This window comes from Brevundimonas sp. (genome assembly GCF_051858995.1).
GTDB lineage: Bacteria > Pseudomonadota > Alphaproteobacteria > Caulobacterales > Caulobacteraceae > Brevundimonas.
Genome location: NZ_JBHYGN010000001.1, coordinates 400907 through 425620, shown reverse-complemented (window position 1 = coordinate 425620; position 24714 = coordinate 400907). Strand labels below are relative to the sequence as shown.

At 68.1% G+C, this 24714-nt stretch carries 18 protein-coding genes; 11 read left to right on the top strand and 7 right to left on the bottom strand.

Features of this window, described 5'->3' with window-relative positions:
• The first annotated feature begins 55 nt into the window (after positions 1-55).
• From gshB to ACTIEF_RS02165, 4 genes are all read left to right on the top strand, one after another.
• Positions 56-997: a glutathione synthase gene (gene gshB / locus ACTIEF_RS02180; RefSeq protein ID WP_439470545.1), complete on the top strand. Its 942-nt coding sequence runs from the start codon at positions 56-58 to the stop codon at positions 995-997.
• Between the two features lie 62 nt (positions 998-1059).
• Positions 1060-2661 (top strand): YifB family Mg chelatase-like AAA ATPase, encoded by a 1602-nt coding sequence (locus ACTIEF_RS02175; protein WP_439470544.1) that lies wholly within the window; start codon positions 1060-1062, stop codon positions 2659-2661.
• A gap of 45 nt (positions 2662-2706) precedes the next feature.
• Positions 2707-4236, top strand: a complete 1530-nt coding sequence (locus ACTIEF_RS02170; protein ID WP_439470543.1) for a response regulator — start codon at positions 2707-2709, stop codon at positions 4234-4236.
• A 36-nt stretch (positions 4237-4272) separates the two neighbouring features.
• Positions 4273-5958 carry an AmpG family muropeptide MFS transporter gene (locus ACTIEF_RS02165; RefSeq protein ID WP_439470542.1) on the top strand — a complete coding sequence of 562 codons (1686 nt, stop codon included), beginning with the start codon at positions 4273-4275 and terminating at the stop codon, positions 5956-5958.
• Positions 5959-5977: 19 nt separating this feature from the next.
• On the opposite strand, the gene ACTIEF_RS02160 is transcribed toward ACTIEF_RS02165, so the two are convergent.
• Entirely contained in the window at positions 5978-8257 is a 2280-nt protein-coding gene (locus tag ACTIEF_RS02160; protein WP_439470541.1) for an NADP-dependent malic enzyme, read from the bottom strand.
• Between the two features lie 298 nt (positions 8258-8555).
• On the opposite strand from ACTIEF_RS02160, the gene ACTIEF_RS02155 reads away from it, so the two are divergent.
• The 3 genes from ACTIEF_RS02155 to ACTIEF_RS02145 are packed head-to-tail and all read left to right on the top strand — an operon-like array spanning position 8556 to position 12003.
• On the top strand, positions 8556-10712 hold the full coding sequence (locus tag ACTIEF_RS02155) for a TonB-dependent receptor (protein ID WP_439470540.1): 2157 nt from the start codon (positions 8556-8558) through the stop codon (positions 10710-10712).
• Positions 10622-11821 (top strand): PepSY-associated TM helix domain-containing protein, encoded by a 1200-nt coding sequence (locus ACTIEF_RS02150; RefSeq protein ID WP_439470539.1) that lies wholly within the window; start codon positions 10622-10624, stop codon positions 11819-11821. Before ACTIEF_RS02155 ends, ACTIEF_RS02150 begins: the two co-directional genes overlap by 91 nt.
• Positions 11818-12003 carry a hypothetical protein gene (locus ACTIEF_RS02145; protein WP_439470538.1) on the top strand — a complete coding sequence of 62 codons (186 nt, stop codon included), beginning with the start codon at positions 11818-11820 and terminating at the stop codon, positions 12001-12003. The genes ACTIEF_RS02150 and ACTIEF_RS02145 overlap by 4 nt, the downstream gene beginning before the upstream one ends.
• On the opposite strand, the gene dapF is transcribed toward ACTIEF_RS02145, so the two are convergent.
• The gene (gene dapF / locus ACTIEF_RS02140) at positions 12000-12833 is read right to left on the bottom strand and encodes a diaminopimelate epimerase (protein WP_439470537.1); all 834 of its coding nucleotides are present in this window, start codon (positions 12831-12833) and stop codon (positions 12000-12002) included. The genes ACTIEF_RS02145 and dapF overlap by 4 nt on opposite strands.
• 60 nt (positions 12834-12893) lie before the next feature.
• Here dapF and ACTIEF_RS02135 point away from each other — a divergent pair, with 60 nt between their 5' ends.
• The 3 genes from ACTIEF_RS02135 (at position 12894) to ACTIEF_RS02125 (ending at position 18346) form a co-directional block, all read left to right on the top strand.
• Positions 12894-13757 carry a potassium channel family protein gene (locus tag ACTIEF_RS02135; RefSeq protein WP_439470536.1) on the top strand — a complete coding sequence of 288 codons (864 nt, stop codon included), beginning with the start codon at positions 12894-12896 and terminating at the stop codon, positions 13755-13757.
• Between the two features lie 102 nt (positions 13758-13859).
• Positions 13860-16031 (top strand): prolyl oligopeptidase family serine peptidase, encoded by a 2172-nt coding sequence (locus ACTIEF_RS02130; RefSeq protein ID WP_439470535.1) that lies wholly within the window; start codon positions 13860-13862, stop codon positions 16029-16031.
• A 122-nt stretch (positions 16032-16153) separates the two neighbouring features.
• Positions 16154-18346 carry a prolyl oligopeptidase family serine peptidase gene (locus ACTIEF_RS02125; RefSeq protein ID WP_439470534.1) on the top strand — a complete coding sequence of 731 codons (2193 nt, stop codon included), beginning with the start codon at positions 16154-16156 and terminating at the stop codon, positions 18344-18346.
• 188 nt (positions 18347-18534) lie between these two features.
• Here ACTIEF_RS02125 and ACTIEF_RS02120 read toward each other — a convergent pair whose 3' ends face one another.
• From ACTIEF_RS02120 to ftsY, 3 genes are all read right to left on the bottom strand, one after another.
• Positions 18535-19158, bottom strand: a complete 624-nt coding sequence (locus tag ACTIEF_RS02120; protein WP_439470533.1) for a MarR family winged helix-turn-helix transcriptional regulator — start codon at positions 19156-19158, stop codon at positions 18535-18537.
• Positions 19159-19235: 77 nt separating this feature from the next.
• The gene (locus ACTIEF_RS02115; RefSeq protein WP_439470532.1) at positions 19236-19907 is read right to left on the bottom strand and encodes an inner membrane-spanning protein YciB; all 672 of its coding nucleotides are present in this window, start codon (positions 19905-19907) and stop codon (positions 19236-19238) included.
• A 2-nt stretch (positions 19908-19909) separates the two neighbouring features.
• Positions 19910-20845 carry a signal recognition particle-docking protein FtsY gene (ftsY, locus tag ACTIEF_RS02110; RefSeq protein WP_439470531.1) on the bottom strand — a complete coding sequence of 312 codons (936 nt, stop codon included), beginning with the start codon at positions 20843-20845 and terminating at the stop codon, positions 19910-19912.
• 70 nt (positions 20846-20915) lie between these two features.
• Between ftsY and ACTIEF_RS02105 the strand changes: the two genes are divergently transcribed.
• Positions 20916-23006 carry an NAD(+) synthase gene (locus ACTIEF_RS02105; protein WP_439470530.1) on the top strand — a complete coding sequence of 697 codons (2091 nt, stop codon included), beginning with the start codon at positions 20916-20918 and terminating at the stop codon, positions 23004-23006.
• Between the two features lie 65 nt (positions 23007-23071).
• Here ACTIEF_RS02105 and ACTIEF_RS02100 read toward each other — a convergent pair whose 3' ends face one another.
• Both ACTIEF_RS02100 and ACTIEF_RS02095 read right to left on the bottom strand, forming a co-directional pair.
• Entirely contained in the window at positions 23072-23947 is an 876-nt protein-coding gene (locus ACTIEF_RS02100) for an alpha/beta fold hydrolase (RefSeq protein ID WP_439470529.1), read from the bottom strand.
• 92 nt (positions 23948-24039) lie between these two features.
• Entirely contained in the window at positions 24040-24573 is a 534-nt protein-coding gene (locus tag ACTIEF_RS02095; protein WP_439470528.1) for a D-glycero-alpha-D-manno-heptose-1,7-bisphosphate 7-phosphatase, read from the bottom strand.
• Positions 24574-24714: the final 141 nt, after the last annotated feature.

Below are 24714 nucleotides of genomic sequence, written 5' to 3'. Positions count from 1 at the left end.
CGCCTCCCCGACCTTACCTAAGCCCGACGACCCAAGCCGAAAGCCCCGGATCCCCATGCGCGTAGCCATCCAGATGGACCCTATCGAAGGGGTCAATATCGAGTCCGACACCACCTGGCTGCAAGCCGTGGAGGCCCAGAACCGGGGCTATCCGATCTGGGTCTATGACTTCCGCACCCTGGCGCTGGAGGACGGCGTCCTCTACTGCCGCGCCCGCCCGGTGACCCTGAAGCAGGTGGTCGGCGACCACGTGGCCTTCGGCGAAGAGGTCAAACTGGACCTGTCGAGGGATGTCGACGTCATCCTGATGCGTCAGGACCCGCCCTTCGACATGGCCTATGTCACCGCCACCTATCTGCTCGAGACGGTCCATCCGAAGACGCTGGTGGTCAACGATCCGGCCGAGGTCCGCTCGGCGCCCGAGAAGCTGCTGGTCACGAAATTCCCCGGCCTGACCCCGCCGACCCTGATCAGCTCCGACCCGATTGCCCTGGGCGACTTCCACCGCCGCCATGGCGAGGTCGTGCTCAAGCCCCTGCACGGCGCCGCCGGCTCCGGCGTGGTCCGGCTCAAGGCCGACGACCCCAACCTCGACGCCTTGGTCGAGATCCACGCCATGGGCTCGCGCGACCCGCTCGTGATCCAGAAGTTCATTCCGGCGGTGTCCAAGGGCGACAAGCGCATCATCCTGATCGACGGCGAGCCGGTCGGCGCCATCAACCGCGTCCCGGCCAAGGATCAGGTCCGCTCCAACCTGCGCGTCGGCGGCACGGCCCAGCCGGTCGAGCTGACCGCGCGCGACCTCGAGATCTGCAAGGCCATCGGCCCGACGCTCAAGGAACGCGGCCTGATCTTCGTCGGCATCGATGTGATCGGCGATTATCTGACCGAGATCAACGTCACCTCCCCCACCGGCGCCCAGCAGCTGCTCCGCTTCACAGGTGTCAACGCCGCCGCCCTGATGTGGGACGCCATCGAGGCCAGGCGCGGCGGATAACGTCGCTCTTGCAATGGTTGCAAGTTCGTGTTTCGTTCTCTCCCGGATAGCGGGAGGGCGGGATGCACGCCAGTGTCGTCACGGTCGCGTTTGAAGGCGTCGACGCCCGGCGGGTGGACGTGCAGGTGTCCCAGCTGCACTCCACCGAGGGCAGCTTCACCATCGTCGGCCTCGCCGACAAGGCGGTGGCCGAGAGCCGGGAGCGGGTGCGCGGCGCCTTCGCCGGCATCGGCCTAGCCCTGCCGTCGATGCGGATCATAGCCAACCTCGCCCCGGCGGACCTGCGCAAGGAGGGCAACCATTTCGACCTGCCCATCGCCCTGGCCCTGCTGGCCTCAATGGGGGTCGTCCCGCCCGACGCCCTGAACGGCTGGGCCGCCGTGGGCGAGCTGGGGCTGGATGGGCGGATCGCGCCGGTGGGCGGAACCCTGCCCGCCGCGGTCGCCGCCGACGCCATGGGCCTCGGCCTGATCTGCCCGGAGGCCAATGGGCCAGAGGCGGCCTGGGCCGGCGACGTTGCCGTTCTGGCGCCCCGCTCCCTGATCGCCCTGGTCAACCACTTCAAGGGGTCGCAGGTCCTCCGCCGTCCCGAACCCGGCGCCATGCGAGCCGGGGACCGCGTCCCAGACCTGCGCGAGGTCAAGGGACAGGAAAGCGCCAAGCGGGCGCTGGAGATCGCCGCCGCGGGCGGTCACAACCTGCTCTTCGTCGGCCCGCCGGGCTCGGGCAAGTCGATGATGGCGGCGCGCCTGCCCGGCCTGCTCCCGCCCCTGACGCCCAAGGAGCTGCTGGAGACCTCCATGGTCTGGTCGGTGGCCGGGCTGATCGAGCGCGGCGCCCTGACCCGCGACCGCCCCTTCCGCGCCCCGCACCACTCCGCCTCCATGGCGGCCCTGACCGGCGGCGGCCTGCGCGCCAAGCCGGGCGAGGCCTCACTCGCGCACAACGGCGTGCTCTTCCTGGATGAACTCCCGGAATACAGCGCCCAGGCCCTCGATTCCCTCCGTCAGCCGCTGGAGACGGGCGAGATCATCGTCGCCCGCGCCAATGCCCACGTCCGCTATCCGGCCCGGTTCCAGCTGGTCGCGGCGATGAACCCCTGCCGTTGCGGGCTCGGCGGCGGCGGCAAGGGCGCTTGCGGCAAGGCCCCGAGATGCCAGCGCGACTACCGCAACCGCATCTCCGGCCCGATGTTCGACCGCATCGACCTGACGGTGGAGACGCCGCCAGTCACCGCCGCCGACATGGCCCTGCCGCCGCCCGCTGAAGGCACGGCGGAGGCCGCCGCCCGCGTCCTGACCGCCCGCCAGATGCAGAACGCGCGCCTGCACGCCGCCGGGATCGACCCGGAGACGGCGCAGGATCAGGCGGTCAACGCCCGCGTCTCCGGCGAACTGCTGGATCGCTTCGCCACCCCGGACGAGCCCGGCAAGGCGCTGCTGATGAAGGCGGGTCAGATGGGCGGCCTGACCGCGCGCGGCTGGACCCGCACCCTCCGGCTGGCCCGCACCATCGCCGATCTGGACGGCTGCGACGGCGTCCTGCGCCGCCACATCGCCGAGGCCCTGATCTATCGGCGCTCGACCGCCGAGGCCAATGACGCCTTCGAGGCCCGCCGCGCCGGCTCCCCCGCTCCTCACGAGACCGTCACGCCCGCGTGGTGATCTCTTAACGTCTTGAGTTCACGGTGTCTTCGAGGAGACCCCGACATGCCCCGGCGACGGACCGAACAGCCAGCCCCTGACATGGCCCCGACCGGGTCCGCCGAGCAGCAGTTCCTTCGCCTGATGAGCCACGAGATGCGAACGCCCCTGAACGGGGTGATCGGCATGCTGGGCCTGCTGTCCCGGACCAGGCTGGACGGCGCCCAGCGCGCCTACGCCGAGGCCGCGCGGTCGTCCGCCGAGCATCTGCTGGGTCTGGTCAACGACCTGCTGGACTACGCCCGGCTGGAAGCGGGCAAGCTGGAGTTCGATTCCGCCCCCGTCGATCTGGAAGCGCTGGTGCGCGGCGTGGCCGAACTGCTCAGCCCTCGCGCCCATGAGCGCGGCCTTGAGATCGCCTGGTCGGTCGCCGCCGACGCCCCGGACGTGCTGGCCGATGAAGGCCGCCTGCGTCAGGTGCTGTTCAACCTCGCGGGCAACGCCGTGAAATTCACCGCCGAGGGCGGGGTCCGCATCGCGGTTGAGCGCGCGGGCGGGACCGATGACGCGCCGCGTCTGGCCTTCATCATCGACGACACCGGCCCCGGTGTCCCGGTCGAGGCGCGAGCGCGCATCTTCGAGGAGTTCGGCCACGTCGACGCCAGCGACGCCAGCCGCTTCGGCGGCGCCGGTCTGGGCCTCGCCGTGGTGCGCAAGCTGGCCGCCGCCATGGACGGCGTTGTCTCGGTCGCCGACCGCCCAGGCGGCCGCGGGGCCCGTTTCCGCTTCGAGGCCGCCTTCACCGCCGCCCCGAACCCCGAGCGCGGTCGCCCCCTGGCCGGACAGGCCGTCACCATCATCAGCCTTGATCCCTTCGTGCGGGACACCGCCGCCGCCCAGATCGACGCCTCGGGCGGGACCGTGGTGGACGGCGCCCCGGTGGTCCTGATCGACCATGCCGCGCGTCTGAATCCGGTCGGACTGGCCGCGCGCCCCGAAGACAGCCGCGCCATCGTGCTGCTGAAGCCGTCCGAACGCGACCTGATCGCCCGCTATCGCAGCGCCGGCTTCCACGGCTATCTGATCAAGCCCCTGCGCCGCGCCTCCCTCGCGGAGCGGGTGCTGGCCGCTGTCGGCGCCCCATCGGAACGCCCCGGCGGTCCCGCCGTCCTTCCCGCCGACGATGATCGCGTCCTGCCGGGCCGCTTCTCGGGCACCCGCGTCCTGCTGGTCGAGGACAACCCTGTCGGCGCCCTGCTGGCCTCCACCCTGCTGAAGCGCGAGGGCTGCGCCGTCGAGACCGCCGCCAGCGGCGACGAGGCGCTCGACGCCATGAAGCGCGCCCGATACGACCTGGTCTTCATGGACATGCGGATGCCCGGCATGGACGGCCCGACGGCGTCGCGCGAGTTGCGTGCGCGCGGCGACCGCACCCCAATCGTGGCCTTGACCGCCAACGCCTTCGCCGAGGACCGCAAGGCCTGTCTGGAAGCGGGCATGGACGACCATCTGGTCAAACCGCTGGAGCTGGAGGCGATGCGCGCCGCCCTCTCCCGCTGGACGAACCGCGAAGTCCGCGCCAAGGTCGCCGTCTGATTTGAGAGGCGCCGGGTGGCGTCCGGAGACGCGCCCATGACCGACAGCCAGACGCCCGCCAGCGAGGTCGCCGACCTTCGCCCCGCCCCCAAGGGCCTGGGCGTCCTGAAGGCTGCCTTCCGCGAGCGTCGGACCCTGGCCATGCTGCTGTTGGGTTTCTCGGCAGGCTTGCCCTTCGCCATGCTGATCGGCACCCTCAACGCCTGGCTGACGGAGGAGGACATTCCGGTCGCCACCATCGGCATCCTGAGCTGGATCGGCCTGTTCGGCGCCTTCCGCTTCCTGTGGTCGCCGGCGGTCAGTTGGACCCCGCCGGTGATCGGCCAGCGGTTCGGACGGCGGCGCAGCTGGCTGCTGATCCTGCAGATCATCATCGCCGTCGCCCTGGCGCTGGTGGCCCTGTCGCACCCGGGAACGGGCGTGCTGGGACCGCTGGCCATGGGGGCGGCGCTGGGCGCCTTCGCCTTCGCGACGCAGGACATCGTCATCGACGCCTGGCGGATCGAGGTGGCCGACGAGAAGACCCCCATCGACCTGCTGTCGACCATCTACCAGCTCGGCTATCGCACCGCCGCCCTGACCGGGGGCGCGGGCGCCCTGCTGCTGGCGACGGCCATCGGCTGGTCCGGCGTCTTCGTGGTCGGCGCCCTGCTGATGGGCGTGGGCGTCATCGGCACCCTGATCGCGCCGGAACCCGAGCCCTCATCGCAAGCCGCGGTCGCCCGTGAGCGGAAGGGTTCGCCCCGGATGCGGCTGGCGATCCTGACCGCCACCCTGCTGGCCTGGGGCTGGGCCGCCTACATGCTGGTCAACTTCATGGTCACCGCCCTGACCACCTCTCCGGCGCCCAGCGCGGGCGAGTTCACCGCCAACTGGGGTCCCTGGATCGTCGGCGCGACCGTCATCCTGCCCGCCGCGCTGGCGGGTCTGATCGTCTGGAAGGGCCGCGCGCCCAACGCCGCCGAGGTCGCCGCCCCGACCCGCTTCGCCGACACCCTGTACGACGCCATCCTGGCCCCGCTGGTCGAGCTGATGGGCCGTCTGGGCTGGGGCGCGCTGATCGTGCTGGGCCTGATCCTGACCTACCGTATCACCGACGGCGTCTGGGGCCCCTTCGCCTTCCCCTTCTACATGGGCGACACCGGCGGGGCGCTGGGGCACACCAAGGCAGAGGTGGCTTTGGCGTCCAAGACCTTCGGCGTGGTCATGACCATCGTCGGCATCGCGCTGGGCGGCTGGGCCCTGCTGATCATTGGCCGGATGTGGAGCCTGCTGATCGGCGCCATCCTGTCCGCCGCCACCAACCTGCTGATGATGGATCTGGCGCTGGGCGCCCCGGTCATCGGCGGTTTCATGCGGGCGACGCACCTGTATGACCTGTTCGGCGCCTTCCACATCGGCGAGCCGCTGGCTCGGCTGATGCTGGCCATCGCGGGCGAGAACGTCGCCGGCGGCTTCGCGGGCGCGGCCTTCGTCGCCTATCTGTCGGCGCTGTCGAACCGGACCTTCGGCGCGGTGCAATTCGCCGTCTTCATCTCGCTGGCCCTGCTGATCGGCACACTGGGCCGGGGGGCGCTGGGCGAACTGATCGACGCTCAGGGCTACGCGCCGATGTTCGCCATTGCCGCCTGGCTGGGCCTGCTGGCGGTCATCTTCTGCATCGCGGAATGGGTGCGCGGCGCGTTCGAACGCCGCAAGCTGGCCGCGGAGGCCGGGGCTTGAGCCCCAGCCGCCTTCAGCCTCAGCCCTCGTCCGCCGCGCCGTCTTCGTAGGCGGCGAAGGTGGCGGCGGTGATGATCTCACTGACCGAGGCGCCCAGCGAAACGATCTGAACCGACTTCTCCAGACCCACCAGCAGCGGGCCGATCACGGTCGCGCCGCCCAGCGACTGGACCAGACGGGTCGAGATGGCCGCTGAATGAATGGCCGGCATGACCAGCACATTGGCGTGGCCGGTCAGGCGCATGAACGGATAGGCGCCGCGCAGGTCCGGCTCCAGCGCCAGCTCCGGCGGCATCTCGCCCTCGTACTCGAAGTCCACGCCCTTGGCGTCGAGGATGCGGATCGCCTCGCGCACCTTCTCGCCACGCTCGCCCGGCGGGTTGCCGAAGGTCGAGTAGGACAGGAAGGCCACCCGCGGGGTCTTGCCCAGCTTGCGCACCGTCGCCGCCGCCTGGATGGCGATCTCGGCCAGTTCCTCGGCGTTAGGCAGTTCGTGGATCGAGGTGTCGGCGACGAACAGGGTCCGGCCCCGCGCCAACAGGATCGACAGGCCGATCATCCGCTCCTTCACATCCAGGACGCGACGGACTTCCTTCAGCACCATGTTGAAGTTGCGGGTCACGCCGGTGACCATGGCGTCCGCCTGACCGCGCGCGCACATGGTGGCGGCGAAGTAGTTGCGGTCCTGGTTGATCATCCGCTGGACGTCGCGGCGCAGATAGCCCCGGCGCTGCAGCTTGTCATAGAGCCAGTCGGTGTATTCGACGTTCCGCTCCGACACCCGGGCGTTGACGATCTCGATGTCCATTTCATCGAAATTCAGACCGGCCTCGGCGGCGTTCTTGCGGATCAGGTCCTCGCGGCCGATCAGGATCGGCGTGCCCAGTTCGGCCTGTTTGAAGCCCCAGGCGGCGCGGATGACGGCGGTCTCCTCGCCCTCGGCGAAGACGATGCGCTTGTTCGGGGCCGAACGGACGGCGCCCGAGATGTTCTGCATCAGGGCGGCGGACGGATCGAGACGCTGGCGCAGCGAGATGCGGTAGGCGTCCATGTCCTCGATCGGCGTGCGGGCCACGCCGCTGTCCATGGCGGCCTTGGCGACGAAGGGCGGGATGAACCAGATCAGGCGCGGATCGAACGGCGACGGAATGATGTAGTCCGGCCCGAACTTCAGCTTGCGGCCGCGATAGGCGGCGGCGACCTCGTCCGGCACGTCCTCACGGGCCAGGGCGGCCAGCGCCTCGGCGCAGGCGACCTTCATCTCGTGGTTCACCCGGCGGGCGCGCACGTCCAGGGCGCCGCGGAACAGATAGGGGAAGGCCAGCACATTGTTGACCTGGTTCGGATAGTCCGACCGGCCCGTGGCGATGATCGCGTCCGAGCGCACCGACTGCACGTCTTCCGGCGTGATCTCCGGGTCCGGATTGGCCATGGCGAAGATGATCGGATTGGGGGCCATGGTGGCCACCATTTGCTTGGTGATCGCGCCCTTGGCCGACAGGCCGATGACCACGTCGGCGCCGACCATGGCCTCTTCCAGTGTCCGCAGGGGTGTGTCGGTGGCGTGAGCCGCTTTCCACTGGTCCACGTCGCCGCGACCGCGATAGACGACGCCGTCACGGTCGACGATGACGGTGTTCTCGTGCCGGACGCCCGCCGCCTTCATCAGGCCGATGGATGACAGACCGGCCGCGCCGGCGCCCGCCAGAACGACCTTCAGGTCTTCCAGCTTCTTGCCCGCGACGTGGGCGGCGTTGATCAGGCCGGCGGTCGAGATGATGGCCGTGCCGTGCTGGTCGTCATGGAAGACCGGGATATCCAGCAGGTCCTGCAGCTGGCTTTCGATCTCGAAGCATTCCGGGGACTTGATGTCCTCCAGATTGATGCCGCCCCAGGTGTCGCCGATGTTCTTCACCACGGTGACGAACTCGTCCGGATCGGTGGTCTTCACCTCGACGTCGAAGCTGTCGACATCGGCGAAGCGTTTGAACAGTACTGACTTGCCCTCCATCACCGGCTTGGACGCCATGTGACCGAGGTTGCCGAGGCCCAGGATCGCGGTGCCGTTCGAGATGACAGCGACCATATTGCCCTTGGAGGTGTAATCGTAGGCCTTGTCGGCGTCCTGCGCGATCGCCAGCACCGGCACGGCCACGCCCGGCGAATAGGCCAGCGACAGGTCGCGCTGGGTCGCCATCGGCTTGATCGGGGCCATCGAGATCTTGCCCGGAGCGGGATAGCGGTGAAAGTCCAGCGCGTCCTGATCGGAGAAGGTCTGTTTGTCTGTCAGGTCGGGCATGGCTCTCGGCGTTTCCGGTCGCGCGTTCGCGCGTCTTCAGTTGATCCTTTTCCTAGTGCGCGGGGCCGGGCGGGACAACCGCTGACGCGAGGGAAGGCCCAGCCCCGCCAGAACGGGCTTTGCCTCGGCCTGTCGCGCCAGGGTGTCCGGAAAATGTGACAGCACCCCGCCGGTTTGCGCGGTTTCCCGCCCTGCGGCGTCAGGACAGCCGTCAAACGCCCACGGCCAAGGTTGTAACCGCCCAGCCTCGCTGATAGTGCGACCCGTTCTCAATACAGCCCTCCCCCAAGGCGATACCGTGACCCTCCGCTCCCTCCTCATGCTCTCCACCGCCGCCGCCCTGACGGCCGCGCCCGCCTTCGCGCAGGACGCCCAGACCACCGACCTCGGCGAGGTGGTGGTCACCGGTTCGCAGGTTCGTCAGGCCCCGGCCTATGCTGGCGGCCAAGTCGCCACCGGCGGCCGCGTCGGCCTGTTCGGTTCGATGGACGTGATGGACACCCCCTTCTCCAGCACCGCCTTCACCGAGGCCCTGGTTCGCAACCAGCAGGCTGTCAGCGTCGGCGACGTGCTGCAGAACGACCCGACCGTCCGCGTCTCCAAGGGCTTCGGCAATTTCCAGGAGCTGTACATCATCCGCGGCTTCCCGGTGTACTCGGACGACATGACCTGGAACGGCCTGTACGGGGTCCTGCCGCGCCAGTTCGTTGCGGCGGAGCTGGTTGAGCGGGTTGAGGTCTTCCGCGGCGCATCGGCCTTCCTGAACGGCGCCGCGCCCGGCGGCTCGGGCGTCGGCGGCGCCTTCAACTTGACGCCCAAGCGCGCGAGCGACATCGATCTGAACCGCCTGACCCTCGGCTGGGACGGCGGCGAGGCCCTGTACGCCGCCGGCGACTTCTCGCGCCGCTTCGGTGCGAACAACGAGTGGGGCGGCCGCCTGAACGTCGTCGCCCGCGACGGCGAGGGCGAGATCGACGCCCAGAACAGCGAGTTGCAGGTCGTCGGCCTGGGTCTCGACCACCGTGGCGACCGCGCCCGCTTCTCGGCTGATTTCGGTTGGCAGAACCACCGTCTGAACGCGCCGCGTCCGCAGGTGACACCGTCCGGCGCCGTGCCCGCCGCCCCCTCGGCGGACAGCAATTTCGGCCAGCCCTGGACCTACACTGACGAAGAGCAGCTCTTCGGCGCCGTGCGCGGCGAGTTCGACCTGACGGATGAGGTCACCGTCTGGGCGGCCTTCGGCGGTCGCAGCGGCAAGGAAGAGAACGTTCTGGCCAACCCCGGCGTGACCGCCTCGGGCGTGCTCAGCGCCAACCGGTTCGATAACGTCCGTGAAGACACCGTCTGGTCGGGCGATATCGGCGTGCGCGCCGACCTGAACACCGGCCCGGTCCGGCACCGGCTGGTCGCCTCGGCCTCGCACGTCCAGCTGAAGTCGCGGAATGCCTGGGCCGGCAATTTCGGCGGCTTCGCCGTCGGCACGCTGGACAACCCCGTCGTGATCGCGCCTCCCGCGAACGTCAGCACCTCGGGCGACTTCAACGATCCGCAGATCACCGAGCGCTCGCGCACCTCCAGCGTCGCACTGGCCGACATGATGTCCTTCCTCGACGACCGTCTGCTGATCACGGTCGGAGCCCGCTATCAGGAGATCACCACCGGCTCCTACAGCTACATCGACGGCTCCTACGGCTCGGGCTACGCCAGCGACGCCGTCACGCCGGTCTTCGCCCTGGTATACAAGCCGACCGACCAGATCTCGCTGTACGCCAACTACGCCGAGGCCCTGCAGCCCGGGAAGATCGCCCCGCAGACCGTCAACGGCGCTGTCGTCGAGAACCGCGGCGAAGTGCTGGAGCCCTTCACCTCCGAGCAGATCGAAGCCGGGGTGAAGTATGACGCCGGCTCGTTCGGTGGCACGCTGAGCGTCTTCCGCACGACGCGCCCGAGCGAGTATTTCGACACGGCCTCGCGCGTCTATTCGGCCGGGTCGGAGCAGGAGAACCGGGGCGTCGAACTGACCGTCTACGGCGAGCCGGTCGACGGCCTGCGCCTGATCGGCGGCGCGACCTGGCTGGACGCCGAGGTCACCCGCACCCAGACCGCCGCGGAGGCCGGCAAGACCCCCATCGGCGTGCCGGAATTCCAGCTCAACGCCAACGTCGAATGGGACGTCCCCGCCGTGGCCGGCCTGACGCTGGAAGGCCGCGCGATCCACACCGGCTCGCAGCAGGTCAACGCCCTGAACACCGTCGAACTGGACAGCTGGACCCGCTTCGATGCGGGCGTGCGCTATGATTTCGATGCGGGCGAGCGCCCGCTGACGATTCGCGCACGGGTCGAAAACATCGCCGATGAAGACCAGTGGGTGGCCGTCGGCGGCTATCCGGGCTCGAACTATCTGACGCTGGGCGCCCCGCGCACCTTCCGCGTCGCGATCTCGACGGACTTCTAGTTCGGATGAAGCCGGGCACGATCCGGGCCTGGAGCGGGGTGCATAAATGGTCGAGCCTCGTCTCGACCATTTTCCTGCTGATGCTCTGCATCACGGGGCTTCCGCTCATCTTCACGCATGAGCTGGACCACGTCCTGCTCGGCCATGAGGAGACCGCGTCCGTCGCTCCGGATGCGGAAAAGCTGAACCTCGACCAGGTTCTGGACACGGCCCTCGCCCGCAAGCCAGGCGAGGTTCCGGCCTTCATGAGCTTCGACGTGGAACGGCCGGTGGTGAACGTCACCAGCATCGACCCGACCGGCCCGGACGGGAAATACAGCTTCCAGCCCATCGACCAGTACACCGGTGAAGCCGCGCCGCTGGTCGCCGGTCACCCGGTGATGGAGTTCATTCTCCAGCTGCACACCGACATGTTCCTGGGGCTGGCGGGGATGCTGTTCCTCGGCGCGATGGGGCTGCTGCTGGTGGCGGCGCTGGTGTCGGGTGTCGTGCTCTACGCCCCCTTCATGCGCCGTCTGCCGTTCGGGACGGTGCGGGCGGGCAAGGCGGCGCGGACCCGCTGGCTGGACTATCACAACCTGCTGGGCGTGGTGACCGTGGCCTGGGTGCTGGTCGTCGGCGTGACCGGGGTGGTCAACACCCTGGCCGTGCCGATCATCGCCTACTGGAAGGACGACGCCCTCAAGGAGCTGACCCAGGCCTATGACGCGCCGGTCAGCCTGACTGAGCGCAGCTCGCTCAACGCCGCCGTCGAGCGGGCGAAACAGGCGCAGCCGGGGATGACGCTGCAGTTCGTCGCCTTCCCCGGCTCGACCTATTCGACCGACAACCACTATGCGGTCTTCTTCCACGGCGACACGCCGCTGACCGAGCATTTGACCACGCCCGCCCTGATCGACGCCCGCACCGGCGAACTGGCGGCGGTGGCCCCCGCGCCTTGGTATGTGAAGACCCTGTCCCTGTCCCAGCCGCTGCATTTCGGCGACTACGGCGGCCTACCGCTGAAGATCCTCTGGGCGCTGCTGGACCTGATCACTGTCATCGTCCTGGGCAGCGGGCTTTACCTCTGGTGGGTCAAGCATCGGTCCGCGAAGCGGGGCGCCAAATGAAGACCAGCCCCTACGGCCTGAAGGTCATCTTCGCCGTGCCCGCCGTGGTCGCGATCCTGTCGCTGATCGGTCTGGTCGGAGCCCTGCTGGGCGACGGGATCTGGGACTGGATCGGCTGGCTGGGCCTTGGAGCCTGTATCGCGGTGACGGTCTGGGCGCTAATCGCCCGGCGGCATCGCTAGAGCGACAGCAGCCCCGTCCGTTCCACCTCAACCGGGCCGGTCATCAGGACGTGGTCCGAGGCCTCGTCCCAGTCGATCAGCAGGCGACCGCCATCGACATCCACCGTCGCGTGACGACCGGTGACCCCGCGCCGGGCCGAAGCCACCAGGGCCGCGCAGGCGCCGGTTCCGCAGGCCTTGGTCAGGCCCGCGCCGCGCTCCCAGACCCGCAGCCGGATGTGATCCGGCGACAGGGCGTGGACGAAGCCGACATTGACCCCTTCGGGGAACAGCGGGTGATGCTCGACCAGCGAGCCCGAGCCGCGCACGAAGCCGTCGTCCGGCGTCTCGCCGACGAAGAAGACCACGTGCGGATTGCCCATCGAGACCGCGCCGGGCGTGTGCAGCAGGGGCGCGTCGATGGGGCCGACCTGCAATTCGATCCCGCGGGTGTCCATCTCCTCGGCCAGCGGCACCTGATCCCAGACCAGACGGGGCGCGCCCATGTCGACCGTCACCTGACCGCCCGCCGCGCGGGTCGCCACCGTGGGACCGCTGGCGGTGTCGATCACCACCCGGTCCTTGCCGGACGATTCCATCAGCACCCAACCGACGCAGCGAAGGGCGTTGCCGCAGGTCTCGACCATCGTCCCATCATTGTTCCAGACGCGCATGAAGGCGTCGGCGCTCTCGCTCGGTTCGATGGCGATCAGCTGGTCGCAGCCCTCGCCCGTCTCACGGTCGGCGATGGCCCGCACCTGTTCGACCGTCGGTGAGAAGGGCGTCTCCAGCGCATTGACGACCACGAAGTCGTTTCCGGCGCCGTTCATCTTGAGGAAGGTACGGGTCATTTCCTGTCTCATATAGCGAGCCACTGGACCTCACGCGAGAGAACCGCGTTAAGCTGGGCCATGACTCGCGCCGCACCTGTTCGCAAGACCGTCGGAAAAGCCGCCCGCAAGGCGGACAGGGCTCCGAAATTCCCCGAACCGCCGGCGCGGGCCGAAGGTCTGCGGCTGCGGGTCCGGCTGCGCTACCTCTATCACGGCACGTCGCCGCTGGCGGTGAAGTTCCGGCTGGCGGTCATCGTCATCGACTTCGCGATCATCGCCTTCTTCCTCGCCGCGCCGATCCTGCACGAGGCCGGGATCGTCTTCTATGTGATCGACTACGTCATCGCCCTGATCCTGATCGCGGACCTGACCGGGCGGGCGCTGGCCCACACCGACATCAAGGACTGGCTGAAGAAGCCCGCGACCTGGGTCGATCTGTTCGTGCTGGCGACCCTTCTGTTCCCCCAATGGCTGTTCAACCTGGGCTTCCTGCGCCTCCTGCGCCTCTGGACCCTGCTGCACTCCGACTTTTTCTGGCGGACCATCGGGCACAAGTACGACGACACCCGGGTCGAGGAGGTGACCAAGGCCGTCGCCTCGCTGACGACCTTCATCTTCGTGGTCACCGGCTTCGTCTACACCAGCTTCCGGGGCGAGCATCCGGGCATCACCGGCTATCTGGACGCCCTGTATTTCACCATCGCCACCCTGACGACGACCGGCTTCGGCGACATCACCCTGCCGGGAAACTGGGGGCGGGTGCTGTCGATCTTCGTCATGCTGACGGGGATCACCCTGTTCCTGCGGCTGGCCCAGACCATCTTCCGCCCGCACAAGGTCAGCCATGACTGCCCGACCTGCGGCCTCAGCAAGCACGATCCGGACGCCGTCCACTGCAAGGCCTGCGGCAAGGTGCTGTGCATTCCGGACGAGGGCGCGTGACACCGCGCCGCATGACAAAGCCGTAACCTTTGCCCCCAACGCCTTGCCGACCTTCCGCCCCCGGATAAGGTGCCGCGCAATTTGTAACGGGGGACTTCCCATATGATCCGCTCCGTCGCGCTCGCCGCGCTTCTCGCTTCCACCGCCCTTTCGAGCGCCGCCATGGCCCAGACCGCCGCACCCGCCGCCGCCAACACCTCGGGGGGCTTCGCCACCTCGGACGCCACCGACCCCTATCTGTGGCTGGAAGAGGTCGAGGGCGAGCGGGCGATGGAATGGGTCCGCGCCCACAATGAGCATTCGCTGGGCGTCCTGCAGGGCGACCCCCGCTACGCCCAACTGCACGCCCAGGCGCTGGAGATCGTCCAATCGCGCGACCGCATCCCGGGCGTCGGCTTCAACCACGACGGCACGCTGGACAATTTCTGGCAGGACGCGACCCACGTGCGCGGCATTTGGCGCACCACCACGATGGACAGCTACCGCTCGGCCGAGCCGGTGTGGGAAACCATCCTCGACATCGACGCCCTGTCGGCCGCTGAGGGCAAGAACTGGGTCTACAAAGGCGTGACCTGCCTGCCGCCGGAAGAGACCCGCTGCCTGGTCAGCCTGTCGGATGGTGGCAAGGACGCGGTGACCGTCCGTGAATTCAACCGCGCCACCCGCACCTTCGTGGACGGCGGCTTCGTTCTGCCGGAGTCCAAGGGCGGCGCCACTTGGATCGACGAGAACACCCTGCTGGTCTCGCGCGACTTCGGTGAAGGCACCCTGACGGACTCGGGCTATCCGCGCACCGTTCGCCTTCTGCGTCGCGGCCAGGCGCTCGACCAGGCCCCGGTCATCTTCGAAGGCCAGCAGACCGACGTCTCGGTCAGCGCCTACACCCTGCGAGATGTGGACGGTGTGGTGAAGGCGACCCTGATCAACCGGGGGATCAACTTCTACGAAGGCGAGACCTGGCGCCTGAACGCCGACGGCACGACCACCCAGCTGCAACTGCCGGCCAAGTCGAACATCAACGCCCTGGTCGCCGGCCAGTTGGTCGTCACCACCGATCAGGACTGGACCGCCCCCTCCGGTCAGGAGTTCAAGACAGGCGACGTCATCGCCTGGAACCTGGAGCAGTGGCTAGCCAATCCGGCGACCCGCGCCCAGCTGGTCATCCGCCCGACCGATCGCGAAGCCATCGAGGGCATCACCAACACCCGCAACAAGCTGGTCGTCGCCCTGTACGAAAACGTGCGCGGCTCGGTCTATGTCTATGAGCCCAACCCGTCCGGCGAATGGGCCCGCACCCGCCTGAACCTGCCGCAGAACGTGACCGTAGGCGTCGGCTCCGCCTCGGACCGCGACGATCAGGTCTTTGTCAGCGTCGCCGGCTATCTGAACCCGTCCAGCCTCTATCTGGCCGACGCTTCGACCAACCAGGCCGAGGTGGTGAAGTCCCTGCCCGCCAAGTTCGACGCCACCGGCATGGTGGTCGAGCAGTTCGAGGCCCGCAGCGCCGACGGCACCATGATCCCCTACTTCGTCGTCCGTAAGGGCGACATGCCGATGGATGGATCGAACCCGACCCTGCTGTACGGCTACGGCGGCTACCAGAACTCGCTGCTGCCCGGCTATTCGGCCACGGTCGGCAAGCTGTGGCTGGAGCGTGGCGGCGTCTATGTGGTCGCCAACACCCGCGGCGGCGGCGAGTTCGGACCGCGCTGGCACCAGGCGGCCCTGCAGCAGAACCGCCAGCGCGCCCACGAGGACTTCCAGGCCGTGGCCCTGGACCTTCAAGCCCGCAACATCACCAGCCAGCCGCACCTGGGCATCATGGGCGGCTCGCAGGGCGGCCTTTTCATGGGCGCCATGCTGACCCAGCGCCCGGACCTGATCAACGGCGCCGTCATCCAGGTGCCGCTGTTCGACATGCTGCGCTTCCACAAGCTGCTGGCCGGCGCCTCGTGGATCGCCGAATACGGTAACCCGGACATCCCGGAGCAACGCGCCTGGATCGAGCAGTATTCGCCCTACCAGCGCCTCGCCGCCGGTCAGCCCTATCCGGAGGTCTTCATCCACACCTCGACCAAGGACGACCGCGTCCACCCGGGCCACGCCCGCAAGGCGGCGGCGCGTCTGGAAGAGCTGGGCTATCCGGTCCTGTTCTATGAGAACGTCGACGGCGGCCACGGCGCGGCGGCCAACCTGCAGGAGACGGCCCGCCGTCTGGCGCTGGAATACACCTATCTGACCCGCCGCCTGATGGACTCTCCGGCGCAGGAATAGGCAGACTGAACGACCCTGAAGCGGTGGAGGCTCGCCTCCACCGCCGACGGTTCTAACCCCCTCACCATCCTTCGGATGGTCTCCCTCCCTGAAGGGGAGGACCTGTTGCGCGGAGCCGCTCGATGATGAAGTCCCTGATGATGGGTGTGGCCGTGGTCGCACTCGCCGCCCCGGCCTACGCCCAGAGCCAGACCCCGCCGCATTTCCCGGCGGACCTGACCCCGGCGGGCGTGCGCGCCGCCGACGATCATCTGGCGCTGGAGGAGGTCAACGGGACCGAGGCCATGGCGTTCGTCCGTTCCGAGAACGAGCGGTCGCTGGCCGCCCTGACCGGCGACCGTCGCTACGAGACCTTCCGGGCCGAGGCCGAGGCCATCCTGACGGCCACGGATCGCATCCCCTCGCCCAGCTTCCTCGGCGAGGGCATCGGGAACTTCTGGCAGGACGCGACCAATCCCAAGGGCGTCTGGCGCCGGACCTCGCTGGACAGCTACCGCTCGGCGAACACCCAGTGGGAGACCCTGCTGGACATCGACGCCCTGTCGCGCGCCGAGGGCAAGGACTGGGTCTGGAAGGGCGCCGACTGCCTGGCGCCGGATGAAACCCGCTGCCTGATCAGCCTGTCTGACGGCGGCAAGGACGCCGTGGTCGTGCGCGAGTTCGACCTGACCACCAAATCCTTCGTGGCTGGCGGCTTCGTCCTGCCCGAGGGCAAGCACCGCCTCGAATGGCTGGACCGCGACACCCTGCTGGTCGCCACCGATTTCGGCGACGGCACACTGACGGAGTCGGGCTATCCCTTCATCGTCAAGACGCTGAAGCGCGGCCAGACCCTGGCGCAGGCGACCGAGCTCTATCGCGGCGAGGCCTCCGACGGCGGCTATGGCGTCAGCCCGAGCGTCTATCGCAACAAGGACGGCGCGGTGGAGGCGGTGATCATCAGCCGCCCGCTGGACACCTATCGCTCGGAGACCTGGGAGCTGGTCGATGGCCGTCCCGTCCGCCTGAATGTGCCCAGCCAGGTTTCGATCTACGGAACCTCGGGCGGCCTGCTGATCCTCTCGCCGGAAGAGACCTGGAAGCCGTTCGGCGTCGAATACGCCGCCGGATCATTGCTGTCCTTCACGCCCGCGACCCTGCGTCAGGGCACGGACGTCATCATCAGCAATCAGGCCCAGCTGATCTTCGCTCCCAACGCCCGCCAGTCGATCGACAGCGTGGCCCTGTTCTCGGACCGGGTCGTGGTGTCCTACAATGACAACGTCAGGGGCCGCCTGTCGATCTTCGCCAACCACGGCGAATGGGGCTGGGCCGAGCGTCAGGTCGCCGTGCCGGACAACAGCGCCATCGGCCTGGGCGACCGCTCCAAGGGCAGGGGCGAGATCTTCGTCTCGTCGCAGAATTTCCTGACCCCGCCCTCGCTGGGCCTGCTGGACATCGACTTCCCGGTCTCGCGCCGCGCGAACGAGTCGAACCAGTCGCCGAACGCCATCGTCGAAATTCGCTCGGCCCCGGCCAAGTTCGACGCCTCTACCCACGTCACCGAACAGTTCGAGGCCACGTCCTCGGACGGGACCAAGATCCCCTATTTCGTCACCCGCCCGCGCAACCAGAGCGGCCCGGCGCCGACCATCCTGTTCGGCTACGGCGGTTTCCAGGTCAGCTTCCCGCCCGCCTACAAGCCGGAGATGGGCAAGCTGTGGCTCGAGAACGGTGGCGTCTTCGTCCAGGCCAACATCCGGGGCGGCGGCGAGTTCGGCCCGCAATGGCACCAGTCGGTGCTGAACGAGAACCGCCAGCTGGCCTTCGACGACTTCGCCGCCGTCGCCCGCGATCTGGAGCAGCGGGGCATCACCACCCCACGTCGTCTGGGCATCTACGGGCGCTCGAACGGCGGCGTCCTGACCTCGGTCTCGATCACCCAGCATCCGGAACTGTTCAACGCGGCGGTGATCGAGAGCCCGCTGATCGACATGCTGCGCTATCATGAGCTGCCCGCCGGGGCCTCGTGGATCGGCGAGTACGGCGATCCGCGCATCCCCGAGGAAGCGGCCTGGATCGCCCGCTATTCGGCCTATCAGCAGCTTCGTCCGGGCGCGAACTATCCGCGCGTCTACATCACGACGAACACCCGTGACGACCGCGTCCACCCGGGCCACGCCCGCAAGTTCGCGGCCCGTCTGGGCGATATGGGCTACGACCACCTCTATTATGAGGAGACGGCGGGCGGACACTCGAACGACGCCGACCCGGTCGCCAACGCCCGCCGCTGGGCGCGCCACTACGTCTATCTGGCGCAGCAGCTGATGGACTGACGGAAGGATTGGCCGTGTCGGAAGCGGAGCGGCCAGTTTTCATCGACAGGGGATGGAAGTGGCTAGTAGCGAGTGGCGAGACGTAGGGCCAGGGCTTGGGCCAGCGACGGAGGGCCGATGGCCAGCGCCAGCGACTATTAGCCACTTTCAGCCCCGTATCCGACCGCAAGAAAAGCCGGCGCCAGCCGTCAGGCCGGTTCGGTCACTTTGTCCCTCTTCGCCTTGGCCGGCTTTTCGGCCTTGGCGGGCTTCTCGGCCTTGATCGGCTTGTCCGCCTTGCGCGCGGCCTTTTCGGCCTTCTTGAGCTCGCGGGCGGCCTTCTTGGCCGCCTTGGCTTCAGCCTTGGCCTTCACCGGGGCGGCGTCCGCCTCACCGGCCAGTTCGCCCAGCAGGTCCAGGAAGCCGTCGCGCTTGCCCTTGGGCAGCAGGCCCATGATCCGCTTGTCGGCGGCCTCGACGCGCGGGCGGGCGGCCTCCAGGGCGGCTTCACCAGCGGGCGACAGGCGCACGGCCTTGGCGCGGGCGTCGATGGTCGATTTCTCGCGATCCAGCAGACCCTTGGTGGTCATGCGGGCGACCAGATCGGCCAGGGTCGAACGGTCGATGCCGGTGGCGCGGACCAGATCCGTCTGGGTCAGGCCGGCCTTGTGGCTGACCGCCTCCAGCACCGCGAACTGGCGCTGGGTCAGACCGTCAGGACCCGTCTCTTCGGCATAGATATCGAGCGCCAGCTGCAGGGCGCGATGAATCAGATGACTGGGCGAACCCGCGAGGGCTCCGCCGCGCTTCGGCTTGTTTCCGGACTTGACCATGAACCGTATCCCCTCGGCTGCTTCGGTAGAGCTAGCAGGCGCATTTTACGGTTTGACGACGGACGATCCGTTCAGCGTCAAAGTCCCGTGTCCGGAGACACCGGCTCGACCGGCTCCTCGTCCTTGATCAGGTGCTTCATGATGAAGAAGACCTGCCAGACGCCGAACACCGCCGAGGCCATCCAGAGCCCGCCGCGGAAGCCCATCCAGACGTCGTAAGGATCCGCCGGCGGACGGTTCAGCGCCTGCAGCGCCGCCTCGACTACAGCCGGATTGCGCACCAGTTCATTCACCACCGCCACGGCGGCGAAATACAGGCCGTAGCGGAGGGTCAGGCCTCGCCAGCCCGCGTCGGTGATCTTCAGCGCCTCGCCGAGCAGATATTTGAAAGGGTATTTGCCCAGCGGCAGCGAGCCCAGCAGCACCACGGCCAGCACCGCGTTCTGCACCGTGATCTTGATCTGGAGCAGCTTGGGATCGTGGAAGACCAGCGTCAGCACGCCGAAGACCAGGGCGAAGCCGCCGGTCAGCAGCGGCAGAGGCGCCAGTCGCTTCTCGACCACATAGCCGACAATCAGGGCAATGGCCGAGGCGCCGACCAGGACCCAGGTGGCGTGCAGCATGGCTTGGGTGCTGTCCTGCTTCAGCACGAACCGCATGACGGCATAAGCGGCCAGGAAGGCGACCAGCGCGCCGAAATCGACAGCCTGACGGATGCTGGAGCCCCGACGTTCAGCAGCTTCGGTCATCTTCAGTCCTCGAGTCCCACCAGAGAGCGTGAAAACGCCCGGGCGTCGAACGGTTGCAGGTCATCGACGCCTTCGCCGACGCCGATCAGCTTGATCGGGGCGTCCGAGGCCTGGGCGACGGGCACCAGAACCCCGCCGCGCGCCGTGCCGTCCAGCTTGGTCATCACCACGCCCGAAACATAGGCCGTCCGACCGAAGATCTTTTCCTGCTCCAGCGCATTGCGGCCGACTGTGGCGTCCAGCACCAGCAGGGTCTCGTGCGGGGCTTCCGGATCGACCTTCTTCAGCACGCGAACGATCTTCAGCAACTCGTCCATCAGGGCGGACTTGTTCTGCAGGCGCCCGGCGGTGTCGATCAGGACGACGTCGAAGCCCTCGGCCTTGGCGCGGGTGTAGGCGTCGAAGGCCAGGCCGGCGGCGTCGGCGCCGTCGCGGCGGCTTTCGAAGGTCGCGCCCGCGCGTTCGGCCCACACCTTCAACTGCTCACGGGCGGCGGCGCGGAAGGTGTCGCAGGCCACGATCATAACCTTAGCGCCCTGCGCCGTCAGGTCCGAGGCGATCTTGCCGAGCGTCGTCGTCTTGCCCGAGCCGTTGACGCCGACGAACAGGGTCACGAACGGCTTGTCGCCGCCCAGCGGCTCATAGCGGGCCTCGTGGTTGATCAGTTCGGCGGCCACGGCCTCGGCCAGCGCCTCCTTGACCTCCCGCTCATTGGCCCCCGCGCCGAAGCGCAGGTCACGGAAGCGTTCGACGATCCGGTCGGTCGCCGCCGGCCCCAGATCGCTTTCCAGCAGATGCTCTTCCAGCTGTTCGAGGGCGGTCTCGCTGAGCGGTTCCTTCACGAAGGTGGCGACGACCTGTTCGGTCATCTGCTTCGAGGAACGGCTCAGGCCTTCCGTCAGCCGGGAGAACCAGCCTTTTTTCGGCGCGTCGGTCATGATCCCCGTTTAGCGGTCGGCGTTCCTCAGGTCACGGGCTAACGTAGCCGCAGCCAACCTTTGGCTCTATATGAGCAAAAGACCCCTGAAGGATCGCGCCTTGACCCGGACCGAACCGTTCCACGCCCCCCGCAACCAGGGCTTCGTGCGCGTCGCCGCCGCGACCCCGGTCGTGCACACCGCCGACCCCGCCGCCAACATGCTGGAGCACATCGAACTGATCCAGCAGGCGGGCGCCCAGGGCGTGGACCTGATCGTCTTCCCCGAGCTCAGCCTGACCGGCTACGCCATCGACGACCTGCTGATGCAGGACGCCTTGCTGATGCAGGTTGAAAGCTGTGTCGCCCCTCTCGCCGCCGCGGCCCAGTTGGCCGGGGTGGTCGCCGTCGTCGGCGCCCCGATCCGCAAAGGTGACGCCCTGTACAACTGCGCCGTGGTGCTGGCGGGCGGTCGGGTGAAGGGGATCGTGCCCAAGACCTTCCTGCCCAACTACCGCGAATATTACGAGAAGCGTTGGTTCACCTCCGGCGCCGGAACCCATGGCGGGGTCCGGATCGGCGACAGCTGGGCGACCTTCAATCCGAATGTGGTGTTCGAGGTCGCGGACCGGCCCGGCTTTACCTTCGCCGTCGAGATCTGCGAGGACTATTGGGCGCCCCTGCCGCCCTCGACCCGCGCCGCGCTGGCCGGGGCCCGCATCCTGCTGAACCTGTCGGCCTCCAACATCGTCATCGGCAAGGCGGACGAGCGCGGCCTGTTGTCAGCCAGCCAATCGGCGCGCGCCCAGGCGGCCTATGTCTTCACCGCCTCCGGCTGGGGCGAGTCCACCACCGATCTGGCGTGGGACGGTCAGGCGACGATCCACGAACTGGGCGCGAAACTGGCCGAGGGGCCGCGCTTCTCGACGGAGTCCCACCTGACCTTCGCCGACATCGACGTCGAGCGGATCGGTCTGGAGCGCCTGCGCACCGGCACCTTCGCCGACTGCGCCCGGCTCGAGGCCCAGCGGGGGGGCGAAGACGGCGGCTTCCACCGTCTGGTCATCCTTGAGGACGAGGCGCCCGCCGGCCCCGTCTCCGCCCTCACGCGCCACCTCGACCGCTTCCCCTTCGTGCCGGACGACGCCGCGCGGCTGGATCAGGACTGCTACGAAGCCTTCAACATTCAGGTCCAGGGCCTGATGCGCCGCCTGAAGGCCACGGGATCGAAGACGCTGGTCATCGGCGTGTCGGGCGGTCTGGATTCGACCCAGGCCCTGCTGGTCGCCTGTCGCGCCTTTGACCGGCTGGAGCTGCCGCGCACCGGCATCCTCGCCTTCACAATGCCCGGCTTCGCAACCTCGGACGGCACCAAGTCAAACGCCTGGGCGCTGATGAAGGCGCTGGGCGTCACCGGCGACGAGATCGACATTCGCCCCGCCGCCGAGCGGATGCTGGCCGACATCAAACACCCCTACGCCCGGGGCGAGCCGGTCCACGACATCACCTTCGAGAATGTGCAGGCGGGCCTGCGCACCGACTATCTGTTCCGGCTGGCCAACCATCACGGCGGGCTGGTGCTCGGCACCGGCGACCTGTCGGAACTGGCGCTGGGCTGGGCCACCTATGGCGTCGGCGACCATATGAGCCACTACAACGTCAACGGCGGCGTGGCGAAGACCCTGATCCGGCACCTGATCCGCTGGGTGGCGACCAAGGAACATGACGGCGACACCGTCCGCGTCCTGCACGCCATTCTGGACACCGAGATCTCGCCCGAACTTGTCCCGGCCAAAGACGGCCAAATCCAGTCGACAGAGGCGACCGTCGGCCCCTATGCGCTGAACGACTTCTTCCTGTTCTACATCACCCGCTTCGGACTGACGCCGTCCAAGGTGGCCTATCTGGCCCATCAGGCCTGGAAGGACGCGGCGACCGGCCACTGGCCCGCGGGCACGCCGGAGGACGAGAAGGTCGAATACGACCTGCCGACCATCAAGGCCTGGCTGCGCAAATTCCTGCACCGGTTCTTCCAGACCAGCCAGTTCAAGCGCTCGGCCGTCCCGAACGGGCCCAAGGTCGTCACCGGCGGCTCACTCAGCCCGCGCGGCGACTGGCGCGCGCCGTCGGATGCGACGGCCAAGGTCTGGATCGACGAACTGGAGACCAACGTCCCTGGCTAGGAAGAAGGAATTAGGGCTTAGGAGTTAGCCGAGACGCATCTTCCCCTAAGCTCCAATTCCTCGCCCTACGGCACCTCGTTCAGGAACGGGAAGATCGCCGCCTTGGCTTCCGGCTCGTCCAGCATGGGCGCGTGGCCGACGCCGGGGACCTCGACGAAGTCCATCTTGGGGGCGCGTTTCTGCATCTTGGCGGCGATGGCATCGCTGAGCAGGTCCGAGTTCTGGCCCCGCACCAGCAGCACCTGACGGCCCTTGGTCAGGCGGCTGAACATGGGCCACAGATTCGGGACGAGCGCCTTGGCCCCCGCGGCCTTGATCGGCACGGCGATGTCCGGATCATAGTTCAGCACCGGCGTGCCCTCCGTCCCCTCGCGGAAGATTCGCTGGGCGAAGGCGGCCCAGTCGGCGTCCGTGTAGTGGGGGAAGGCGACCTCATTGATCTTCTTCGCGTAGGCGGCGGCGTCAGCCCAGGTGGGAGTGTCCACCGGCTGGCCGGAATAGGCGGCGATCCGGGCCAACCCTTCCTTCGCCACCTCGGGGCCGACGTCATTGATGATGGCCGCGGCGATGACTTTCGAGCGGATCGCGGCCAGGGCCATGGTGATCAGCCCGCCCATGGAGGTGCCCAAGAAGACGGCGCGCTCGATGCCCGTCTGCTGCAGTAGGGCCAGCACGTCCTGGGCGTAGGTCGCGGGCTGGTAGGTCATCGGATCCTTGGCCTCGTCCGACAGGCCGCGTCCGCGCACGTCGATGGCCAGCACCCGACGCCCGCTCTGGGCGATCAGGGGGGCGATGACCTCGAAATCCTTCGAGTTGCGGGTCAGGCCGTGGATAGCGATCAGCGGCAGTTTGGCCTGACCGCCTGAGGGGGCGTAATCGCGCGCGTAAAGGCTGAGGTCATCGGCGCTGTTCCAGCGACGGTCGACATAGGGCTGGCTCATGCGGATCTCCCGGGGAGGGTGAGGGCCTGATGGTATTTCATCGGCGCGCGAAATCCCACCGGTCGAAGCCTGACGACGTCTTCAGCGGTGGATCAGTGCCCCAAAAGCTCGCGCACGAAATCGTCCAGATCGCCGCCCTCGAAGCGGAAGCCGGGAATGCCCGCGCGCTTCGCCGCCTCCATGTCGGACGGCTGGTCGCCGATCATGAAGCTCTTGGCCGGGTCGATGTGATGCTCGGCGATGGCTCGCAGGATCATGCCCGGATTGGGCTTACGGTCCGGATGGTCGGGATGGATATAGGCCTCGACCCGACCCTCGGAATGATAGGGGCAGGCGTAGACCGCGCCGATCCGCCCGCCGCTCACCGCCAGCCTGCGCACGATCAAGTCGTTAAAGGCGTGCATCTGCTGTTCGGTGAACAGGCCGCGCGCCACGCCGGACTGGTTGGTGACGATGACGCAGAGGTAGCCGAGACGGTTCAGCCGCCGCACCGCCTCGGCCGCGCCAGGCATCATGCGCAGCTGGGATTCGAGATGGGGGTAACCCGTGTCCTCGATCAGAACGCCGTCGCGGTCGAGAAACACAGCAGGATGGCCGGTCGACATGGCGATGGGGATAGGCGCCATCACGGTTCGTTGCAATCCCTCACCCGATGTGACCCCTCGGGATTTGCGGCAGGTCCGTCGGATTTGTTAGGAGCGCCCATCCTGATCGGCGCGTTGAATCCGCGTCGCCCCGCCCGCGCGACCGCGACCGGAGAGTTCCGA